This window comes from Labilibaculum sp. DW002 (assembly GCF_029029525.1).
Taxonomy (GTDB): Bacteria; Bacteroidota; Bacteroidia; order Bacteroidales; family Marinifilaceae; genus Paralabilibaculum; species Paralabilibaculum antarcticum.
In genome coordinates, this window is the sequence record NZ_JAKJSC010000001.1 from 1,957,903 (window position 1) to 1,974,269 (window position 16,367).

Consider the following 16,367-nt stretch of genomic DNA (forward strand, 5'->3'; position numbering starts at 1 on the left):
ATCTTTTTTGAACTCTTACGGTTCATTTGGTTCATTTTATTCAAAAAAATAAGTGAAGTATAAGACTTCATTTTACTACATCATCCTAAATCCAACAAATACGTCCTTTTTCAATACGGATTAAAAATACTTATAAAGGTATTCCTATACCTCTAAACACAGATATAAATGCTGCACGCATTCGTCTAATTATTTCTTCATTAGAATAATCACTTCTAACGTAAAATTCATTTAAAGCTTCTAAAGCTTCCAAAATGTAATCAACTTCAATATCAGTTCTAATTAGCTTTTTATCTTGCCATGTCTTAAATCGATGTTGTATGTTTACAATCATTTCATTGTAGTTACTTTCTACATCCTTTTCAATTAATGGATATTCTTTATAGATCTGATTGATCAGAATCTTCTGGCTTTCTATAGCGTAATCAAAATATTTATCTAAAAATTGTTTTGTGGCAATTACTGGGTCATCATGCTTCATCATCGGATCCAAAACGGCAACAATATTAATCCTGAAAATTTCAAGTGCTATTTCTGTAACCAAATCCTCTTTTGAACCAATTATTTTATAAAGCGTAGCTTTTGCCAAACCACATTCACGAGCCAGCTCAACCATATTCAATCCGCGAAGACCAAACTTCAACATCATATCCATAGCAATCTTGGTTACTTTCTCTTGAATTTCTGCTTTATCTGATTTTGCCATAACTGAACTCATTTAGTATTTTCAGTACAAAAGTAATCAAAAATCACTTTCTCACAAACCTATTAATGAAATTTAACGATTTCTCTAAAAAATTAAAATTGAATCGTAAACTGTGTGTAAACCAATGGTTCGGACTTAAAGGATAAAGTACCTCCGTGTAGATTTATTAATTGCCTTGAAAGACTAAGTCCAATTCCAGTTCCATTTTTTTTAGTTGTAAAAAAAGGAACGAACACCTCTGACTGATATTCTTTATTAATTCCACAACCATTATCTTCAAGTTCAATAAAATGCTGATTCTTGTTGTTCGTGTCTATTCGCACTTCAATTCTTTTTTCCGCTTGAAACGCTAACGCTTGAATTGAATTCTTCATCAAATTAATAAAAATTTGATCTATCATACTTGGGTCCGCATGAACTAAAATATCATTCTTGGGATAAGTAAATGTCAATTCAATATTCTCTTTAATTAGATCGTCTTTCAACAATTTTAGCAAATTCTCAATTTTATTAACCAAGTTTACCTTTTTAAATACAGGTGCTGGAAGTAAGGTTAAATCTCTAAATTGTTCAACAAATTTGACAATCCCAGCCATTCTTTCTTCTATTATATCTAAGCCTTCTACAGTATCTTCAATTACTTCTTTGTTAATTTTCGACTGACTAATGTGTTCGCCACTATCTTGGTCGGTATACATTTCAACTAATGTAGAAATTGAAGATTTAACCGGACTTACAGAGTTCATTATTTCGTGCGTTAATACTCGAATCAATTTTTGCCAAGAATCCAATTCCTTTTCATCCAGTTCATTTTTAATATTCTGGAAAGAGATTAATTTAATATTTTGGTCTGTCATTTTCAGATTACTTGCCTTCACAGATAACTGTATCAATTCATGATTCCGAGACAAGGACAATAATTTCTGTTCAGATGGTTCTAACTTCATTATATACTCCGACAATCCAAGCTGAATTCGATCCAAGTCATTGATATGACTTAAGTGAGTTTTATTAAATAATTCTTTAGCTGCTCTATTAAAAAGAGTCACTTTACCATCAGAATCGTAAGAAAGTAATCCTACTCCAACATGTTCAACTAAAACTTTAAAGTATTGATTCTGATTTTCGTTTTCTATTTTAATCTTACTGATATCACTGTTTACCAAATCCAATTGTTCGTACAATTCAGGGTAATCTACATTTTTTCGAGAATTGAATCGAACTGAGGTATCATTATTCCGTATCGAAGTAAAAAAAATTTCAAGATCATAGTTCAAGCGATTTAATTTCCTGATTAAAAAAAATGTCTGTACAATTAATGCTAGTATTAAATTCGATACCAATAATACGTCATCATATTTAAACCAGAAAAAAGCTAGTAAAAGACAATTAATTAAAATTCCAATCACTCGAATAATTACCGTCGTATATAATTTTCTATAGATCATACTAAAGGTTTACAGGATATTATATTTTTCAATTTTTCTATACAGCGTTTGCCTTCCAATATTCAGTTCACGCGCCACATTACTAATGTTTCCTTTATGCCTTTTTAAAGCACTATAGATTAGAATTTTTTCACCTTCTTCAAGGCTGATCGGTTTTTCACTTAAATCAATGGTAACATCACTTTCCTCCAACTGAAAATCAGCAGCCTCAAAGCTTGACTTATCAGCCAAAATAATAGCTCTTTCCATACAATGTTTTAATTCACGAATATTACCTGGCCATGAATAATTTAACAACTTGTCTTTGGCTGTTTTGCTTAAGCCGGTGTAATTCTTACCATACTTATCTGCATATTTTTTTAAATAATGAACTGCAATTAATAAAATATCATTCCCTCTTTCTCGCAGTGGAGGCATATTAATAACTACTGTGTTAATCCGATACAATAAATCTTCTCTAAAGGCTCCTTCCTGAACTAATTTTAAGATCTCTGCATTTGTTGCAGATATTAGTCTCATATCGACATTCTCCTCCTTATTTGAACCAAGAGAAATTACGATCCTATTTTGCAAGACTGATAGTAATTTAGCTTGCATCGCTTGAGACAGGTTCCCAATTTCATCTAAAAATATCGTACCTCCAGAAGCTGCTTGAAATCGCCCTATTCGATCCTCTTTTGCATCGGTAAAAGATCCTTTTACGTGCCCGAACAATTCACTTTCAAAAATCGATTCACTTAAAGCTCCCAAGTCTACGTTCATAAAAACTTGATCTTTTCTTTCTGACTGATTATGTATTTCTCTTGCTACAATTTCCTTACCAGTACCGTTTTCACCAAGAATTAAAACATTTGCTTCGGTTATAGCGACCTTATTTATAAGTTCATAAACATTTTTAATTGCCTTCGACTCCCCAATCATTTTAATTGCTGGTTGATTTAAATCTGCCGTTAACAATTTCCGATGTTGATTAGAATGTTCTAACTCTAATTTGGTTCGGGAAAGCTCAACTCCACATTTTAAGGTTGCCAACAACTTTTTGTTATCCCAAGGCTTTAAAATAAAATCAGTGGCTCCATGTTTCATTGATTCTACCGCAAGATTTACATCGCCATAAGCGGTAAATAAAATTACAACTGTTCGTTTACTAATTTTTCGTATTTGCTTTAACCAATACAACCCTTCATTTCCTGTATTCACACCTGCTGCAAAATTCATATCCAACAATACAACATCAAATTCGTTTTGACGCATAAGGTCCGGAATTTGATTAGGATTATTGCACGTAACCAGTTCTTCAAAATGATGCTTTAAAAAAAGTTGCAATGATTTTAATACACTTTTATTATCATCTGTTATGAGAAGTTTGCCTTTTTTTTTCATTGGGGTCAATATGAACGTAACGATTTTCGAATAAAATTAAGTCAAATTGATAAGGTAAAAAATCTATTGTTCCAATTTGATACAATTATTGGATGATTTTGAAACACTTTGTAAAACGAAATTAGTAAAATAATTACGCTAGACGCTTAATATCAGCGTATTAAGTATGATGGCACAAATATAGATTATTCTTATCCATATTATCAAAACCAGTAAACATGATAAAAACAGACAATCTAAACAAATCATTTAGAACCGCCGAAGTAGAAACTTTAGCGCTATCGAATGTAAATCTATCTATAAAAAAAGGCGAATTTGTTGCTATAATGGGCCCATCGGGATGTGGAAAATCGACCTTGCTCAACATTATTGGCTTATTAGATAAGCCTTCGAACGGAAAATTTCAATTTATAGAAAGCGAAGTATCAACATATTCCGAAAAACAAAGAACCCTACTACGTAAAATGAACATTGGTTTTGTTTTCCAAAGTTTTAATTTAATTGATGAACTAAGTGTTTTCGAGAATGTAGAACTTCCTTTAGTCTATCAAAAAATTTCAGCTAAGGAGCGCAAGAAAAAAGTCGAGGCGGTCTTAAAAAGAGTTCAGTTAGATCATAGATACAAACATTATCCTCAACAACTATCAGGTGGACAACAACAACGAGTTGCCATTGCACGAGCTGTTGTAGCCAACCCCAACTTAATATTAGCCGATGAACCAACAGGAAATTTAGATTCTGCAAACGGAAAAGAAGTTATGGATTTACTCTCACAACTCAACCAGGAAGGCACTACTATTGTGATGGTAACACACTCTATATCCGATGCCGATAGAGCAGACCGAATCATTCAACTTTTCGATGGTCATTTGGTTAGCGAAAACCATAAAAAGAAAGTAACTATTGTAAAACAGAACTCAGAAGTATTATAATTCGTAAAATCATGTTTCTATTCAATCTTAAAATTGCTTACCAAAACCTCATCCGAAACAAAGGATACAGTTTCATCAATATATTTGGCTTAGCCATAGGCATGGCCTGCACCATACTACTGCTATTGTGGGTAAACCACGAAATGAGTTTCGATAAATTTCACAAAAAAGACAAACAACTTTTCCAAATTGTAAACTGGCAAACCTACAGTGGACAAGAGTATGGATGGGGAAGTATTCCCGGGAAACTTGTTGATGCTTTAAAAGAGGAAATTCCAGAGATTGTAAGGGGTACAAACTACAATGGATGGGGTGATAATTCACTAGTATTTATAAATGGGATTAAAAACTATGAAAAGGTAATGCATGCTGATGCGGACTTTTTCCAGATGTTTTCGTTCCCCTTACTAAAAGGTTCACCTGATAAAGTATTTGAAGATCCATTTTCATTGGTTATTTCCGAGAAAATGGCAAAAAAATACTTTGGTGATAAAGATCCGATCGGGCAAGTTGTTCAGTTTGATACAAAATACGACCTCACCATTACGGGAGTATTAAAAAATCTGCCTTCCAACTCTAATTTTAAATTTGATTTTATTGCACCATTTAAATTTAAAAAGAAAGAATGGAAATATTGGGAAAACTGGGGTAGCCATACCTATTCTGGTTTTGTTGAATTAGATGCAAATGCAAACCCTGATACTGTAAGTGAAAAACTACGTACTTTTTATGTAGATAATGTAGATCCTGAGTCTACTGAAAGAATATCATTATTCCCAGTAAGCAAAACTCATTTATACTCTTTGGAAGGCAAAGAAACAAATTTGAAAAACATTCGCATTTTTTTAATTATAGCCCTATTTATATTGCTGATTGCTTGTTTTAACTTTATGAATCTTTCTACCGCAAGAGCTTCTAAAAGAGCGAAAGAGATTGGCTTAAAAAAGGCAATAGGCTCTTCTAAACCACAGTTAATCTGGCAATTCCTTTTTGAATCGGTACTGGTCTCTTTTATCGCAATTAATTTTGCAATTATATTGGTTCGACTATTTATTCCTGAATTCAACAGTATCCTCGGACAGCGCTTGCAATTGAATTATACCGACTGGAAATTTCTTAGCATTATGCTTTCAGTTGTGCTATTTACCGGACTATTTGCCGGTGCTTATCCTGCTTTTTACATTACTTCGTACAAAACAATTGAAGTTCTAAAAGGAGTTACAAGTTCTGGAAAAAAAGCTACGGCTTTCCGAAAGGTATTAGTCGTTCTCCAATTTACACTAACTGTTTTTCTACTTATCTGCACTCTTACCATTACTCTTCAAACAAAATATTTGAAAACAGCTTCGACTGGAATCGATAAATCGAACGTTGCTTTCGTAGTTCTAAACGGAAATATGAATGAAAATCGTGAAAGCATAAAAGAAGAGTTATCAAAGGATCCTAGTATTTTGTGCTCAACTTTTGGTTCCGATCTGCCAACAAGTCTTGGCAGTAATGGTGGTGGATATGAATGGAATAATGACGAAACAACAAAAGATGTTTTGGTTCACATGTATTATTCAGATCCAGATTTTATTGATGTATATAAAACCCCATTGGTTGAAGGTCGTTTTTTTAATAAAGATCACTTTGAAGCCGATTCTCTTACATTAGTGATAAACGAAACATTTGCTAAAATGATTAACCAGAATTCGGTTATTGATAATACTATTGTGCATTGGGGATCAAATAAACGAATAATTGGTGTTGTAAAAGATTTCAATTTTAGAGGTTTACAGCAAAAAATTGGTCCAATGGCCTTCATACCATCATATCATTATAATTTTCTAGCGGTTAAAATCGAAACAAATAGTAACAGTAGGTCCTTGGCACATATTGAAAAAGTTTGCCAAAAATACAATCCAGGATTTCCAACAATTATTAATTTCTTAGAAGACAATTACACGTCCCAATACAAAGAGGAAGATAGTACCATTGCTATTCTAAAGTATTTTACGATTCTTACCATTCTTATTTCCTGCCTTGGTTTATTTGGCTTAGCCTCGTTTATGGCCGAAGAAAAAACAAAAGAAATTGGAGTACGAAAAGTATTGGGAGCAACTGTTTATAATTTGGTTGCACTATTTTCCAAAGAATTTACAAAATGGGTTATCCTGGCAAATATTATAGCATGGCCAATTGCATGGTACATTATGGATTATTATTTAAGCAAGTATGCTTTCCATATTGATATGCCATGGTGGGTGTTTTTATCGGTTGCCATGCTGGTTTTTGCAATTTCCATTATTACAGTTGCTTACCAGAGTTGGAAATCTGCAACTCAAAACCCAATAAAAAGTTTGAAGTACGAATAATTAACATATCCTTTTAAACACAAAAACCGTCTAAGAAATCATTCCTAGACGGTTTTATTATTTTTTTATCAATCTACTTCTGAACCAACATCGCCTCAAATACGTTCACCCATTCTAAAAAATCAGGATAAACTTTTTCCCCATTTTCAATAGTTTGAGTTTTAAGAAATTCTTTGAGTTTTTTCTTTCCACCTTTATTTAGAAGAAACTCGATAAAAGCTGCTCCTACTGGATAACTTAAATTTCGCTCATATTTTAACGGTTCTTCCCATAATTCGAAAAATGAAAATTGATCATTTGTAACTCGATCTCGGGCGAATTGAAGTAAATTTTTATCATTCTGATCAATATAAACACCTAAACCCTCCTTAATAATCATCGAGGTAAATTTAGGTTGCAATGACCTATTGCTCATCATATGGCATAACTCATATTCATTTTCCTCTGCATAATAAACATTGACAATAGCCAAATCAGCATTTGAAAAACCAAGTTGCCTATCTAATTTTCGAAAAGCTTCATTTCTATCCGTCCAAATAAACAAATCGATCTTCTTTGTTGGCTTTGCATTTAATAAAGTAACGATTCTGTTGTAATTCACAATTGCCTTTTGCATATACTCTCCTGCATTCTTTAACTTCTTTTTATCCTGAAAATGAAAACGGATATTATCAGATTCGATAAGCTCCCAGGCTTTATAATAGATATCTTCTTGAAACAAGCGCAAATATTTATTTGCATATCTATTACCATCCCTAGATCCTCTGACATTCTGACATTCTTTTAGGTATGCAACGGCCTTTTGTTTTTCTCCACGTGTAAAATAACACTTTGCTAAATAAGCTTTACTCAACCCTCTAACATCATCTGAAACATTCTCCAATTCAATTGCTTTTTCCAAATAAGGAATCGCTTTTTCAAATTGCTTTGAATTCGTATATGCTCGACCTAAAATAGAATTCAAATGAGAATCTGAGGCATTTTCTTTTAGCATTAATTGTGCTTTTTCAATTAACTGATCGTATTTTCCTTTCGAAAATAATTTCTTTAATTCTTTACTCTGCCCTATGGAGCTAAACTGAAAAAGGATAAATAAAAAAGTAATAAATATTTTAATCATGCTAAAATTAAGTTTAGGTTCTTATAATTACTTCACAATACAGTAAAATGTAAAAAACAATCTGATTTCATTGATCAATAATCATTCCATAAAAACAAATTGTTCTAATGTACCTATTTTGTCATAAAAAAAGAGGTTCATTAAAAAGAATAAACTTCCTTTTAACGAACCTCAATATCATTAATCTAAACTATAAAAAGAACAGGAAAGGTATAATAATACCAATGGCAATTAGCCATTTACCTCGCCCTGCAATACCTTTTTTGCCAGGAACAATAAACATACCCGAGAGTGCAAAAATAAGCATGGCAACGGCAAATATATCAGCCATCAGAGTCCAACCTTTTTTACTGTTGTAATGCAGCTTGTTCATAAAATACACCCATTCTTTTTTCTCATATACCTCGAAGGATAGCTTACCATTTACAGGATTATAACTTCCTAAGCCTCCCTTGATATATATATTATAAGAATCATCTTCTGGTATTATTCTATTTAAAGAATATTCTGTAATATTTTCTTTCCAATAGCTAGTCAGCTTATCTGGGGATAAACTTGAAGCCAATTGCATCGTTTTATATTCCGTTTTATAGGCAGGGTCTTCATCATTCTTTTTATGATTCAGGATAATTCCTGAAATCGCATAAATTAGTGTTATTCCCACAAAGAAATAGCCTAAATCACGGTGAATAAACCGAAGCCACTTTCTTATATTTTTCTTACTCCACAACTTCATAATCTGTTCCGTCTACATAATAAATTGCATAGTAATCTTTATTGTTGGCTTTCATCCAATCGCGCATTTCTTTAATGTTAGCCATTTCAGAACTACAATGTCCGCTTTCAGTTTCTCCTTTGTGTTTCTCAAGCACTTCCGTTTCCCACTCATTTATTGAAGCCTCATCCAGGCGCTTTTCTCTTAGCGTACCAGCCACTTTAATATCATTCCCTGCAATTTCCTTATTAAAGCCTTCCAAATCACCTGTTGCTTCTACTCTAAGAGACAGGTTACCTTCAGCATTTTTTAAAATACAACGCTTGCCCGAGTGTGCACATACATGATTGACCAATCCTTTAAAGGCAACTTCTTTTCCAACCATTTGATCTGCTACTACCATCAATTCATCAATAGAATAAACAGTTTGACTTGCTTGTTTTGTTTCTTTATTAGTCTCTTTTTGCTTCATATTACATGATATGAATAGCAAACTAACTACAAAAATGCTTAAGTACTTCATAATTAAACTTTTTAGGATTATTAATTGTTTGTTTGGTTTTTACAAACTTATGATTAGCAAGGCGCAAAAACAAGAGAAATAACATTTCTTTAACAAAAAACCAGAACCAAAAAATCAGTTAATAATTAGGCCTAATTCCTTGTCCTTAATGATTTTAAATAAGAATGCTTTTTCAAACATTAGATATTAACCTAAAAAAAACCACCTTTCATGCAAGTATAGTAACCATTCACAAGAAATGCCGTACTATAAGCGACATCATTAAAAGCTTAATTTCATTTGTTGATTTAGATTTTACAGACCTCGATATATTATGCAAATACAATTTAGAAGATTTAAAGATTGGAAGATCAAAACAAAGTTATTTCTATCTACTCTAATCACCCTTATAAGTATCCTATTCCTTGGTCTTATTTCTAGCTATTTTTTCAATACCAGCAGAACTTTAGGCATCATGATAAATGGTGTTCGTGTTCACCAGACCTTACTTCAAAATTCGGTAGAAGAATTGTATCAATTTAGAATTCGAAAAGATTCTACATATTTGGTAAAATCAGCAGCACATTTAACAAAAGCAAATCACTTAATTGAAGATTTGTTAAAACTAGAGAAAGATTACACCTCTAAGAGTACGGCAGAAATAGCTTCCTATCTTTTTAATGGTTCTCCCGAAGTTTATAGTAACGACATTAAAAATGCAGAATTACTAGTAAGCAGATTAAAAGTACTTAACAAAGTGCGCAACAAAAATTTAAGCGGTGCAAGAGTAAACGTGCGTAAAGCACTTAATATTATTGACGATATTAAAAAAGAACTGCTTAGTAACGGGGAAAATATAGATATTGATATTATTCAAGTTAAACTGAGTACAATTCAACAGCATTACTCGAACATTAGTAACGAAGTTAATGATCTATCGCATAAAATTAATTCGGCTTTAATCTTTATAATATTTACAATAGCATTTATTATTGCAGGTATAATATTTGTTTTAGCAAGATATATTTCAAAATCAATTTCTGTTCCTGTTGAAAAAATTGTTAACAATTTCAAATTAATTGCATTAGGGAATTATCATACTCCCTTAAATATTGAATCAAAAGATGAGATTGGAAACCTAGCTAGATCATTCAACACAATACAACTTGATTTTCAGAATGTTGTAAACCACACCGGTAAGATTGCAAAAGGAGATTTAAGCCATACCATTTCGCCAAAATCAAAAGAGGATGAATTATCCATCTCCTTAAACCAAATGGTACAAACACTTAAAGATGCAAAGTCAAAAAACGACGAAACCTTATGGTTTAGATCTAGTGTAAATAAATTTAATGCCATACTTCAAGGAGATCAGAACTTAGAAAACGTAACAAATAAATCTCTTATTTTTATCAGTGAATTATTAGAAGTTCAACTTGGAGCAATCTACATTTATCATGAAGATCAAGAAGTTTTAGAGCTTAATGCCTCGGTTGGAATGCCAAAGGATATAGAGCATAGACACATACCAAAAGGTCATGGCTTGGTAGGTCAAGCAGCACTAACAAAGAAAATAAAGCATTTTAAAGATGTTCCGAATGATTATTTTTCAATTTTTTCGGCAACGGGAAAAATGAAACCAAATAATATCCTACTCATTCCGCTTACTTTCAATAAAAAGATACGAGGAGTTATGGAATTAGCGACAATTAACACGCTTAACGAATCAGCAATTAGCTTTATAGAAGCGATTCGTGAAAGTGTTGCCGTTAAAATCTCCTCTACTTTAGCGAGAACCCAGTTAGAGGTACTGCTCACGAAAACACAAGATCAAGCTAATGAATTACAAGTACAGCAAGAAGAACTTCGCATTGCAAATGAAGAACTTGCCGACCAAACACAAACATTAATTGATAATGAAACAAAACTTCAGGTACAACAAGAAGAACTTCGAGTTGCTAACGAAGAATTAGAAGAAAGAACAAATCAACTTGAAATACAAAAAGACGAAATTCAAAACAAGAATCTCAATTTATCTCAAACACACGATAAGTTAGAAACAAAAGCCCGTGAATTAGAACAAACAAGTCAATACAAAACTGATTTTCTGGCCAATATGTCTCATGAATTAAGAACTCCCCTAAACAGTTTATTAATTTTGTCTAGTTTGTTAGCTAAAAATAAAAAGGGAAACTTAACTTCTGAAGACATTGAGTCAGTAGAAATTATAAATAAGAGTGGTAAAGATTTATTGCAATTAATTAATGAAATATTAGATCTATCGAAGATCGAAGCAGGAAAAATGACTGTTGAATTTGAAAATCTTAACACTGAAAGCATTGCTAAGGATATTCTAATCAATTTTAAACATCAAGCGGAAAAGAAAAAATTAGACTTGAATATTGACATCGCTTCAGATTTCCCTAAAACCATTGAAACAGATCAATTAAGAATATCTCAAATTCTGAAAAACCTTTTATCAAACGCTTTTAAATTTACTTCACAAGGATCTATTACAGTAGCTATGAAAATGGTCACCGATAAAGAAAACTTGCGAAGAACAGATTTAAAAGATGTTGATACGTGTGCATTTTTGGTAACAGACACAGGAGTTGGTATTCCTAACGATAAAAAAGAAGCTATTTTTGAAGCTTTTCAACAAGCTGATGGTAGTACGTCTCGCAAATATGGTGGTACAGGCTTAGGTTTATCTATTTCTAAGGAATTGGCATTTATGTTAGGTGGCGAAATTCATCTCGAAAGTGAAACGAATAAAGGTTCTATCTTCACAATTATACTGCCATTAAAGCAAAAAGAAAGTAGCAAATCAGACGTAAACTCTAGGACAATTATAGAAGACAAGATAGTTGAAAAACCTGTTGTCTTGCCACAGTTCATAGATGATGATAGAGACATACCTCATTCAAAACCTACGGTAGTTGTAATTCATCCAAATCAAAAAGAAGCAAGTCAGCTTTATTCTCAAATTCATGACACTCAATTCAATGCTCTTGCAGCTTCAAATGTTAGCGATGCATTGTTATTAATTGAAGCGCATCAACCTTCGGCAATTATAATTGGTCTGGAATTGTTAAGAGAAAATGGAGAAGCTGAATTAGAACAATTGAAAGCGCACCCTTTTGCATCAACTTTACCAATACACATTGTTAATCCTGTTGAAGGAATTGGCGAAATAGAAAAAGGAGAATTGTCAACGGTTAACGCAACAGATTTTAATAGCGCAATTGGAAAAATTGAAAAGGAATTACTTTCTGATTATAAAAAAATACTAATAATTGAAGATGATCCATTAACTCGAAAGATTCTCACAACACTCTTAGAACCGACCAATGCGATTATAGAAGAAGTATCAACAGGTCTTGAAGGAATAGCGCTAATTAAAGAAAACAAATACAATTGTATCGTTTTAGATTTAGGCTTACCTGATATTAGTGGTAACGAATTATTAGCCAAACTCTCTAAGGAAAATATCGATATCCCAAATACAATTATTTACACAGGTAAAGAACTTTCAAGAGAAGAACATCGAGACTTAAGTAAATATACAAATTCCATTATTCTTAAGGGACTAAAATCAGATGTTCGACTTATGGATGAAGTGACTTTATTCTTGCACCACGTAGCAATAAAGAACCCCCAAATACAAACCCAAGAAATAACCGATATTGACGAATCAATATTTAAAGGAAAAAGAATTTTGGTTGTGGACGACGAGATACGAAATATCTTTGCTCTGGGAAAAATTCTCGAGGATAAAGATATGGAAGTTTTAGAAGCTGAAAATGGAAAAATTGCTCTTGAAGTTCTCGAGGAAGAAAGTAATATCGATTTAGTTTTGATGGATGTAATGATGCCAGAAATGGACGGTTATACGGCAATCGAACATATTAGAAAAACACCAAAAATAAAAAACATACCAGTAATCTGTACCACTGCTAAAGCAATGAAAGAAGATTACGACAAAGCTATTGCACATGGTGCAAACGACTACTTATCTAAACCAATTGACGAGAATAAGCTGTTTTCAATGCTAAAAATTTGGCTATACAATTAACTGCAACCCAATACGAAATATGGAATTGAACAAAGAACAACAACTACCTATAATGCAGAAGATAAAATATTAATCGTAGACGATAAAGAAGAGAATTTAATAAGTCTTGAATATATTCTTTCTGATTTCGATGTGGAGGTTGTGAAAGCTTATTCTGGTGAAGAAGCTCTCAAATGTACATTGAAAGATGAATTTGCAATGGCAATTCTAGATGTGCAGATGCCTGGTATGGACGGCTATGAAACCCTTGAATTAATGCGCCATAGAAAGAAAACAAAATACCTGCCAGTTATTTTTGTATCCGCTATTCATCAGAGCGATTTTCATATTGTAAAAGGTATTGAAACAGGTGCTGTCGATTTTATTCCCAAACCAATTACTCCTGAAGTTTTAAAGGGAAAGGTTAGCATCTTTCTCGATTTATACAGACAAAGAAAAGAGCTGGATCTTGTTTTAAAATATCTCGAGAATAAAAATGAAGAACTTATAATAGCCAAGAACAAAGCTGAAGAGGCCACTAATGCAAAATCAATGTTTCTCGCTAATATGTCTCACGAAATTCGTTCTCCTATGAATGGTATTTTGGGTTTATCTAAACTTTTGTTGCAGTCAGATTTAAATGATGAACAAAAAGACATGCTCGAAGTAATGAGTAATTCAGGTGAACATTTATTGCAGATTATTAATGACATACTAGATTTCTCGAAAATTGAAGCTGGGCAAATTGAACTTGAATGTATCGATTTTGATATCAGAAAAGTTTGTGATACCATTTTTCAACTTCTAAATTTTAGAGCTATTGAAAAAGGGATCGAATTCAAGATTGAAATTGATGATATGGTTCCTGAAAATTTAATTGGAGATTCATTTCGATTAAATCAGATTTTAATGAACTTAGCCAACAATGCTATAAAATTCACTCAAGAAGGATCAGTTACCATTTCGATTAAATGTCTTGAAAAGAAAAACGAGCAGGTTACCTTATTCTTTGCAATAAAAGATACTGGCATAGGAATATCGGCAGATGCACAAACAAAGTTGTTTCGTGAATTTACACAATCTAATAGTACCATTACTCGTGAATTTGGGGGAACTGGCTTAGGCTTAGCCATATCAAAAAACCTAACCAATTTAATGGGTGGGAAAATTAGCCTTCAAAGCCAACTAGGTGTTGGTTCTGACTTTATGGTAGAACTTAATTTTGACTACAAAGAAAAACAAGCAACAATGATAGACGAACAAAATACAAACATCCCTTCTGAAATCTCAATTCTGGTTGCAGAAGATAATCCTATCAATCAAAAGGTTGTTACCATGACGCTAAAGATAATGGGATTGAAATGTGAGATCGCAAAAAATGGTCTGGAAGCATTTGAAATGTACAAAGAAAAACGTCACCAAATCATACTAATGGATATGCAAATGCCTGTTCTTGATGGGATTAGCGCAACGGAAAAAATTAGAGGATTTGAAAATTTAGAAACCATTGATGATCCTGCTTTTATTGTAGCACTTACCGCGAATGCCTTTGTTGAGGACAAACAAAGATGTATTGAAGCTGGCATGAACGACTTTATTAGCAAACCATTTAAAGAAGAGGCTCTTAGGAAAGTATTGAATCAAGCTTCAAAGAAATAGTACGTTAGAAAGTGCATATGAATCCAAACAAACTGGAGAACCTAGATAATATTGATATTGAAATACCTTTACTCTTAGAAGCAATTTTCCAAAAATATGGATACGACTTTAGGAATTATTCCAAGGCGCATATTAAGAGAAGATTGATGCGTAGAATGGCTATTGGTAAATTTGAATCAATCTCTTTAATCCAAGATAAAATATTAAGAGATAAACAATTTTTTGTTGAGCTATTAGCAGATTTGTCGATCAATGTCACAGAAATGTTTCGTGATCCTGAATTCTATGCTTCATTTCGAGAGAATGTTGTGCCTAATTTGAAAACTTATCCTTTTATTAAAATCTGGCATGCTGGCTGTTCTACTGGCGAAGAAGTCTATTCATTTGCCATTCTCTTACGAGAAGAAGGTATTCTAGATCGCTGCCAGATATACGCAACAGATTTTAATAGAAAAGTACTTGAAGTTGCTAAACAAGGGATTTATGCAACTCGAGATATAGAACTATTTGAAAGAAACTATACGAAGTCAGGGGGAAAATCAAAACTATCCGACTTTTACACCATGAAATATGGTTCAATAAAACTAGACCAGTCTCTCGTTAAAAAAGTCGTATTTGCAGATCATAACCTAGTTACTGATTCTGTATTTGCAGAGGTGAATCTTATTATTTGTCGTAATGTCTTAATTTATTTTAATCGAGATTTACAAAACAAGGTTATCAACCTATTTCACGAAAGCTTATCCTCTAGCGGTTTTTTATGTCTGGGAACAAAAGAATCTCTTCGTTTTACAAGTCAAGAAAGAAATTTTACCGAAATTGATGTAGCACAAAGAATATTCAAAAAAAGAATTGGTTAATGTATAAAGCATTAGTCATAGGAACATCATTTGGAGGTTTGGAAGCTCTTAAAGCAATTATTCCTCTATTGCCAAAAGATTTTCCTTTGGCAATTCTAATTGTTTTGCATATTGGTGAAAACAATAATGATCACTTTATAAATTACTTAAATAACCATTGTAATTTATTCGTAAAAGAAGCTGAAGACAAGGAAATTATTAAGGCTGGAACAATTTATTTTGCTCCTCCTAATTATCATTTACTAGTTGATGACAATTCACAAATTGCATTGAGCATAGATTCTAGAATACATCATTCCAGACCATCCATAGATGTTCTTTTTGAATCGGCTGCATGGCATTATCAAAACAAGCTTATAGGGGTATTGCTTACCGGTTTAAATCAGGATGGAGCACTTGGGCTAAAAGAAATACAAGAATTTGGTGGCCTCACGATTGTTGAAAACCCGAACAATGCTATGGCTTCCATAATGCCGGCTTCTGCAATTAAATTAATTAAACCCGATTTCATTTTAGAAATTGACCAAATAGCCAGTGAAATAACCAAACTCATTAAATAGGCTAAATTTCTTTCCAAATACAGGTTAGCATTCACCCATTCTTCAAATGGTGACAATTAATTGATCTCCCC

General features: G+C 32.6%; 12 protein-coding genes. 6 read left to right on the forward strand and 6 right to left on the reverse strand.

Annotation, left to right across the window (positions count from 1 at the left end):
* Positions 1–130: 130 nt before the first annotated feature.
* From L3049_RS07465 to L3049_RS07475, 3 genes are all read right to left on the reverse strand, one after another.
* Entirely contained in the window at positions 131–706 is a 576-nt protein-coding gene (locus L3049_RS07465) for a TetR/AcrR family transcriptional regulator (RefSeq protein WP_275109180.1), read from the reverse strand.
* 92 nt (positions 707–798) lie between these two features.
* Positions 799–2,154 carry a sensor histidine kinase gene (locus tag L3049_RS07470; protein WP_275109181.1) on the reverse strand — a complete coding sequence of 452 codons (1,356 nt, stop codon included), beginning with the start codon at positions 2,152–2,154 and terminating at the stop codon, positions 799–801.
* Positions 2,155–2,163: 9 nt separating this feature from the next.
* On the reverse strand, positions 2,164–3,537 hold the full coding sequence (locus L3049_RS07475) for a sigma-54-dependent transcriptional regulator (RefSeq protein WP_275109182.1): 1,374 nt from the start codon (positions 3,535–3,537) through the stop codon (positions 2,164–2,166).
* A gap of 218 nt (positions 3,538–3,755) precedes the next feature.
* On the opposite strand from L3049_RS07475, the gene L3049_RS07480 reads away from it, so the two are divergent.
* Entirely contained in the window at positions 3,756–4,469 is a 714-nt protein-coding gene (locus L3049_RS07480; RefSeq protein WP_275109183.1) for an ABC transporter ATP-binding protein, read from the forward strand.
* Between the two features lie 11 nt (positions 4,470–4,480).
* Positions 4,481–6,826, forward strand: a complete 2,346-nt coding sequence (locus L3049_RS07485; protein ID WP_275109184.1) for an ABC transporter permease — start codon at positions 4,481–4,483, stop codon at positions 6,824–6,826.
* A 73-nt stretch (positions 6,827–6,899) separates the two neighbouring features.
* Here the strand turns inward: L3049_RS07485 and L3049_RS07490 are convergent, their stop codons facing one another.
* The 3 genes from L3049_RS07490 to L3049_RS07500 all read right to left on the reverse strand — a co-directional run bounded on the left by L3049_RS07490 (position 6,900) and on the right by L3049_RS07500 (position 9,184).
* On the reverse strand, positions 6,900–7,946 hold the full coding sequence (locus L3049_RS07490; protein ID WP_275109185.1) for a tetratricopeptide repeat protein: 1,047 nt from the start codon (positions 7,944–7,946) through the stop codon (positions 6,900–6,902).
* 190 nt (positions 7,947–8,136) lie between these two features.
* Positions 8,137–8,682 carry a PepSY-associated TM helix domain-containing protein gene (locus tag L3049_RS07495; RefSeq protein WP_275109186.1) on the reverse strand — a complete coding sequence of 182 codons (546 nt, stop codon included), beginning with the start codon at positions 8,680–8,682 and terminating at the stop codon, positions 8,137–8,139.
* Complete coding sequence (locus L3049_RS07500; RefSeq protein ID WP_275109187.1) at positions 8,666–9,184, reverse strand: hypothetical protein; 519 nt, start codon at positions 9,182–9,184, stop codon at positions 8,666–8,668. The genes L3049_RS07495 and L3049_RS07500 overlap by 17 nt, the downstream gene beginning before the upstream one ends.
* 313 nt (positions 9,185–9,497) lie before the next feature.
* Between L3049_RS07500 and L3049_RS07505 the strand changes: the two genes are divergently transcribed.
* From L3049_RS07505 to L3049_RS07520, 4 genes are all read left to right on the forward strand, one after another.
* Positions 9,498–13,238: a response regulator gene (locus L3049_RS07505; RefSeq protein ID WP_275109188.1), complete on the forward strand. Its 3,741-nt coding sequence runs from the start codon at positions 9,498–9,500 to the stop codon at positions 13,236–13,238.
* A gap of 72 nt (positions 13,239–13,310) precedes the next feature.
* Positions 13,311–14,876 carry a response regulator gene (locus L3049_RS07510; RefSeq protein ID WP_275109998.1) on the forward strand — a complete coding sequence of 522 codons (1,566 nt, stop codon included), beginning with the start codon at positions 13,311–13,313 and terminating at the stop codon, positions 14,874–14,876.
* A 17-nt stretch (positions 14,877–14,893) separates the two neighbouring features.
* Entirely contained in the window at positions 14,894–15,736 is an 843-nt protein-coding gene (locus L3049_RS07515) for a CheR family methyltransferase (protein WP_275109189.1), read from the forward strand.
* Positions 15,736–16,296, forward strand: coding sequence for a chemotaxis protein CheB (locus L3049_RS07520; RefSeq protein ID WP_275109190.1), 561 nt, complete (start codon positions 15,736–15,738; stop codon positions 16,294–16,296). The genes L3049_RS07515 and L3049_RS07520 overlap by 1 nt, the downstream gene beginning before the upstream one ends.
* Positions 16,297–16,367: the final 71 nt, after the last annotated feature.

Coding starts and splice junctions, on each gene's coding strand:
- L3049_RS07505 (WP_275109188.1), top strand. CDS start 9,498: ATGCAAATACAATTTAGAAGATTTAAAGATTGGAAGATCAAAACAAAG.
- L3049_RS07500 (WP_275109187.1), bottom strand. CDS start 9,184: ATGAAGTACTTAAGCATTTTTGTAGTTAGTTTGCTATTCATATCATGT.
- L3049_RS07485 (WP_275109184.1), top strand. CDS start 4,481: ATGTTTCTATTCAATCTTAAAATTGCTTACCAAAACCTCATCCGAAAC.
- L3049_RS07470 (WP_275109181.1), bottom strand. CDS start 2,154: ATGATCTATAGAAAATTATATACGACGGTAATTATTCGAGTGATTGGA.
- L3049_RS07515 (WP_275109189.1), top strand. CDS start 14,894: ATGAATCCAAACAAACTGGAGAACCTAGATAATATTGATATTGAAATA.
- L3049_RS07490 (WP_275109185.1), bottom strand. CDS start 7,946: ATGATTAAAATATTTATTACTTTTTTATTTATCCTTTTTCAGTTTAGC.
- L3049_RS07520 (WP_275109190.1), top strand. CDS start 15,736: ATGTATAAAGCATTAGTCATAGGAACATCATTTGGAGGTTTGGAAGCT.
- L3049_RS07495 (WP_275109186.1), bottom strand. CDS start 8,682: ATGAAGTTGTGGAGTAAGAAAAATATAAGAAAGTGGCTTCGGTTTATT.
- L3049_RS07480 (WP_275109183.1), top strand. CDS start 3,756: ATGATAAAAACAGACAATCTAAACAAATCATTTAGAACCGCCGAAGTA.
- L3049_RS07475 (WP_275109182.1), bottom strand. CDS start 3,537: ATGAAAAAAAAAGGCAAACTTCTCATAACAGATGATAATAAAAGTGTA.
- L3049_RS07465 (WP_275109180.1), bottom strand. CDS start 706: ATGGCAAAATCAGATAAAGCAGAAATTCAAGAGAAAGTAACCAAGATT.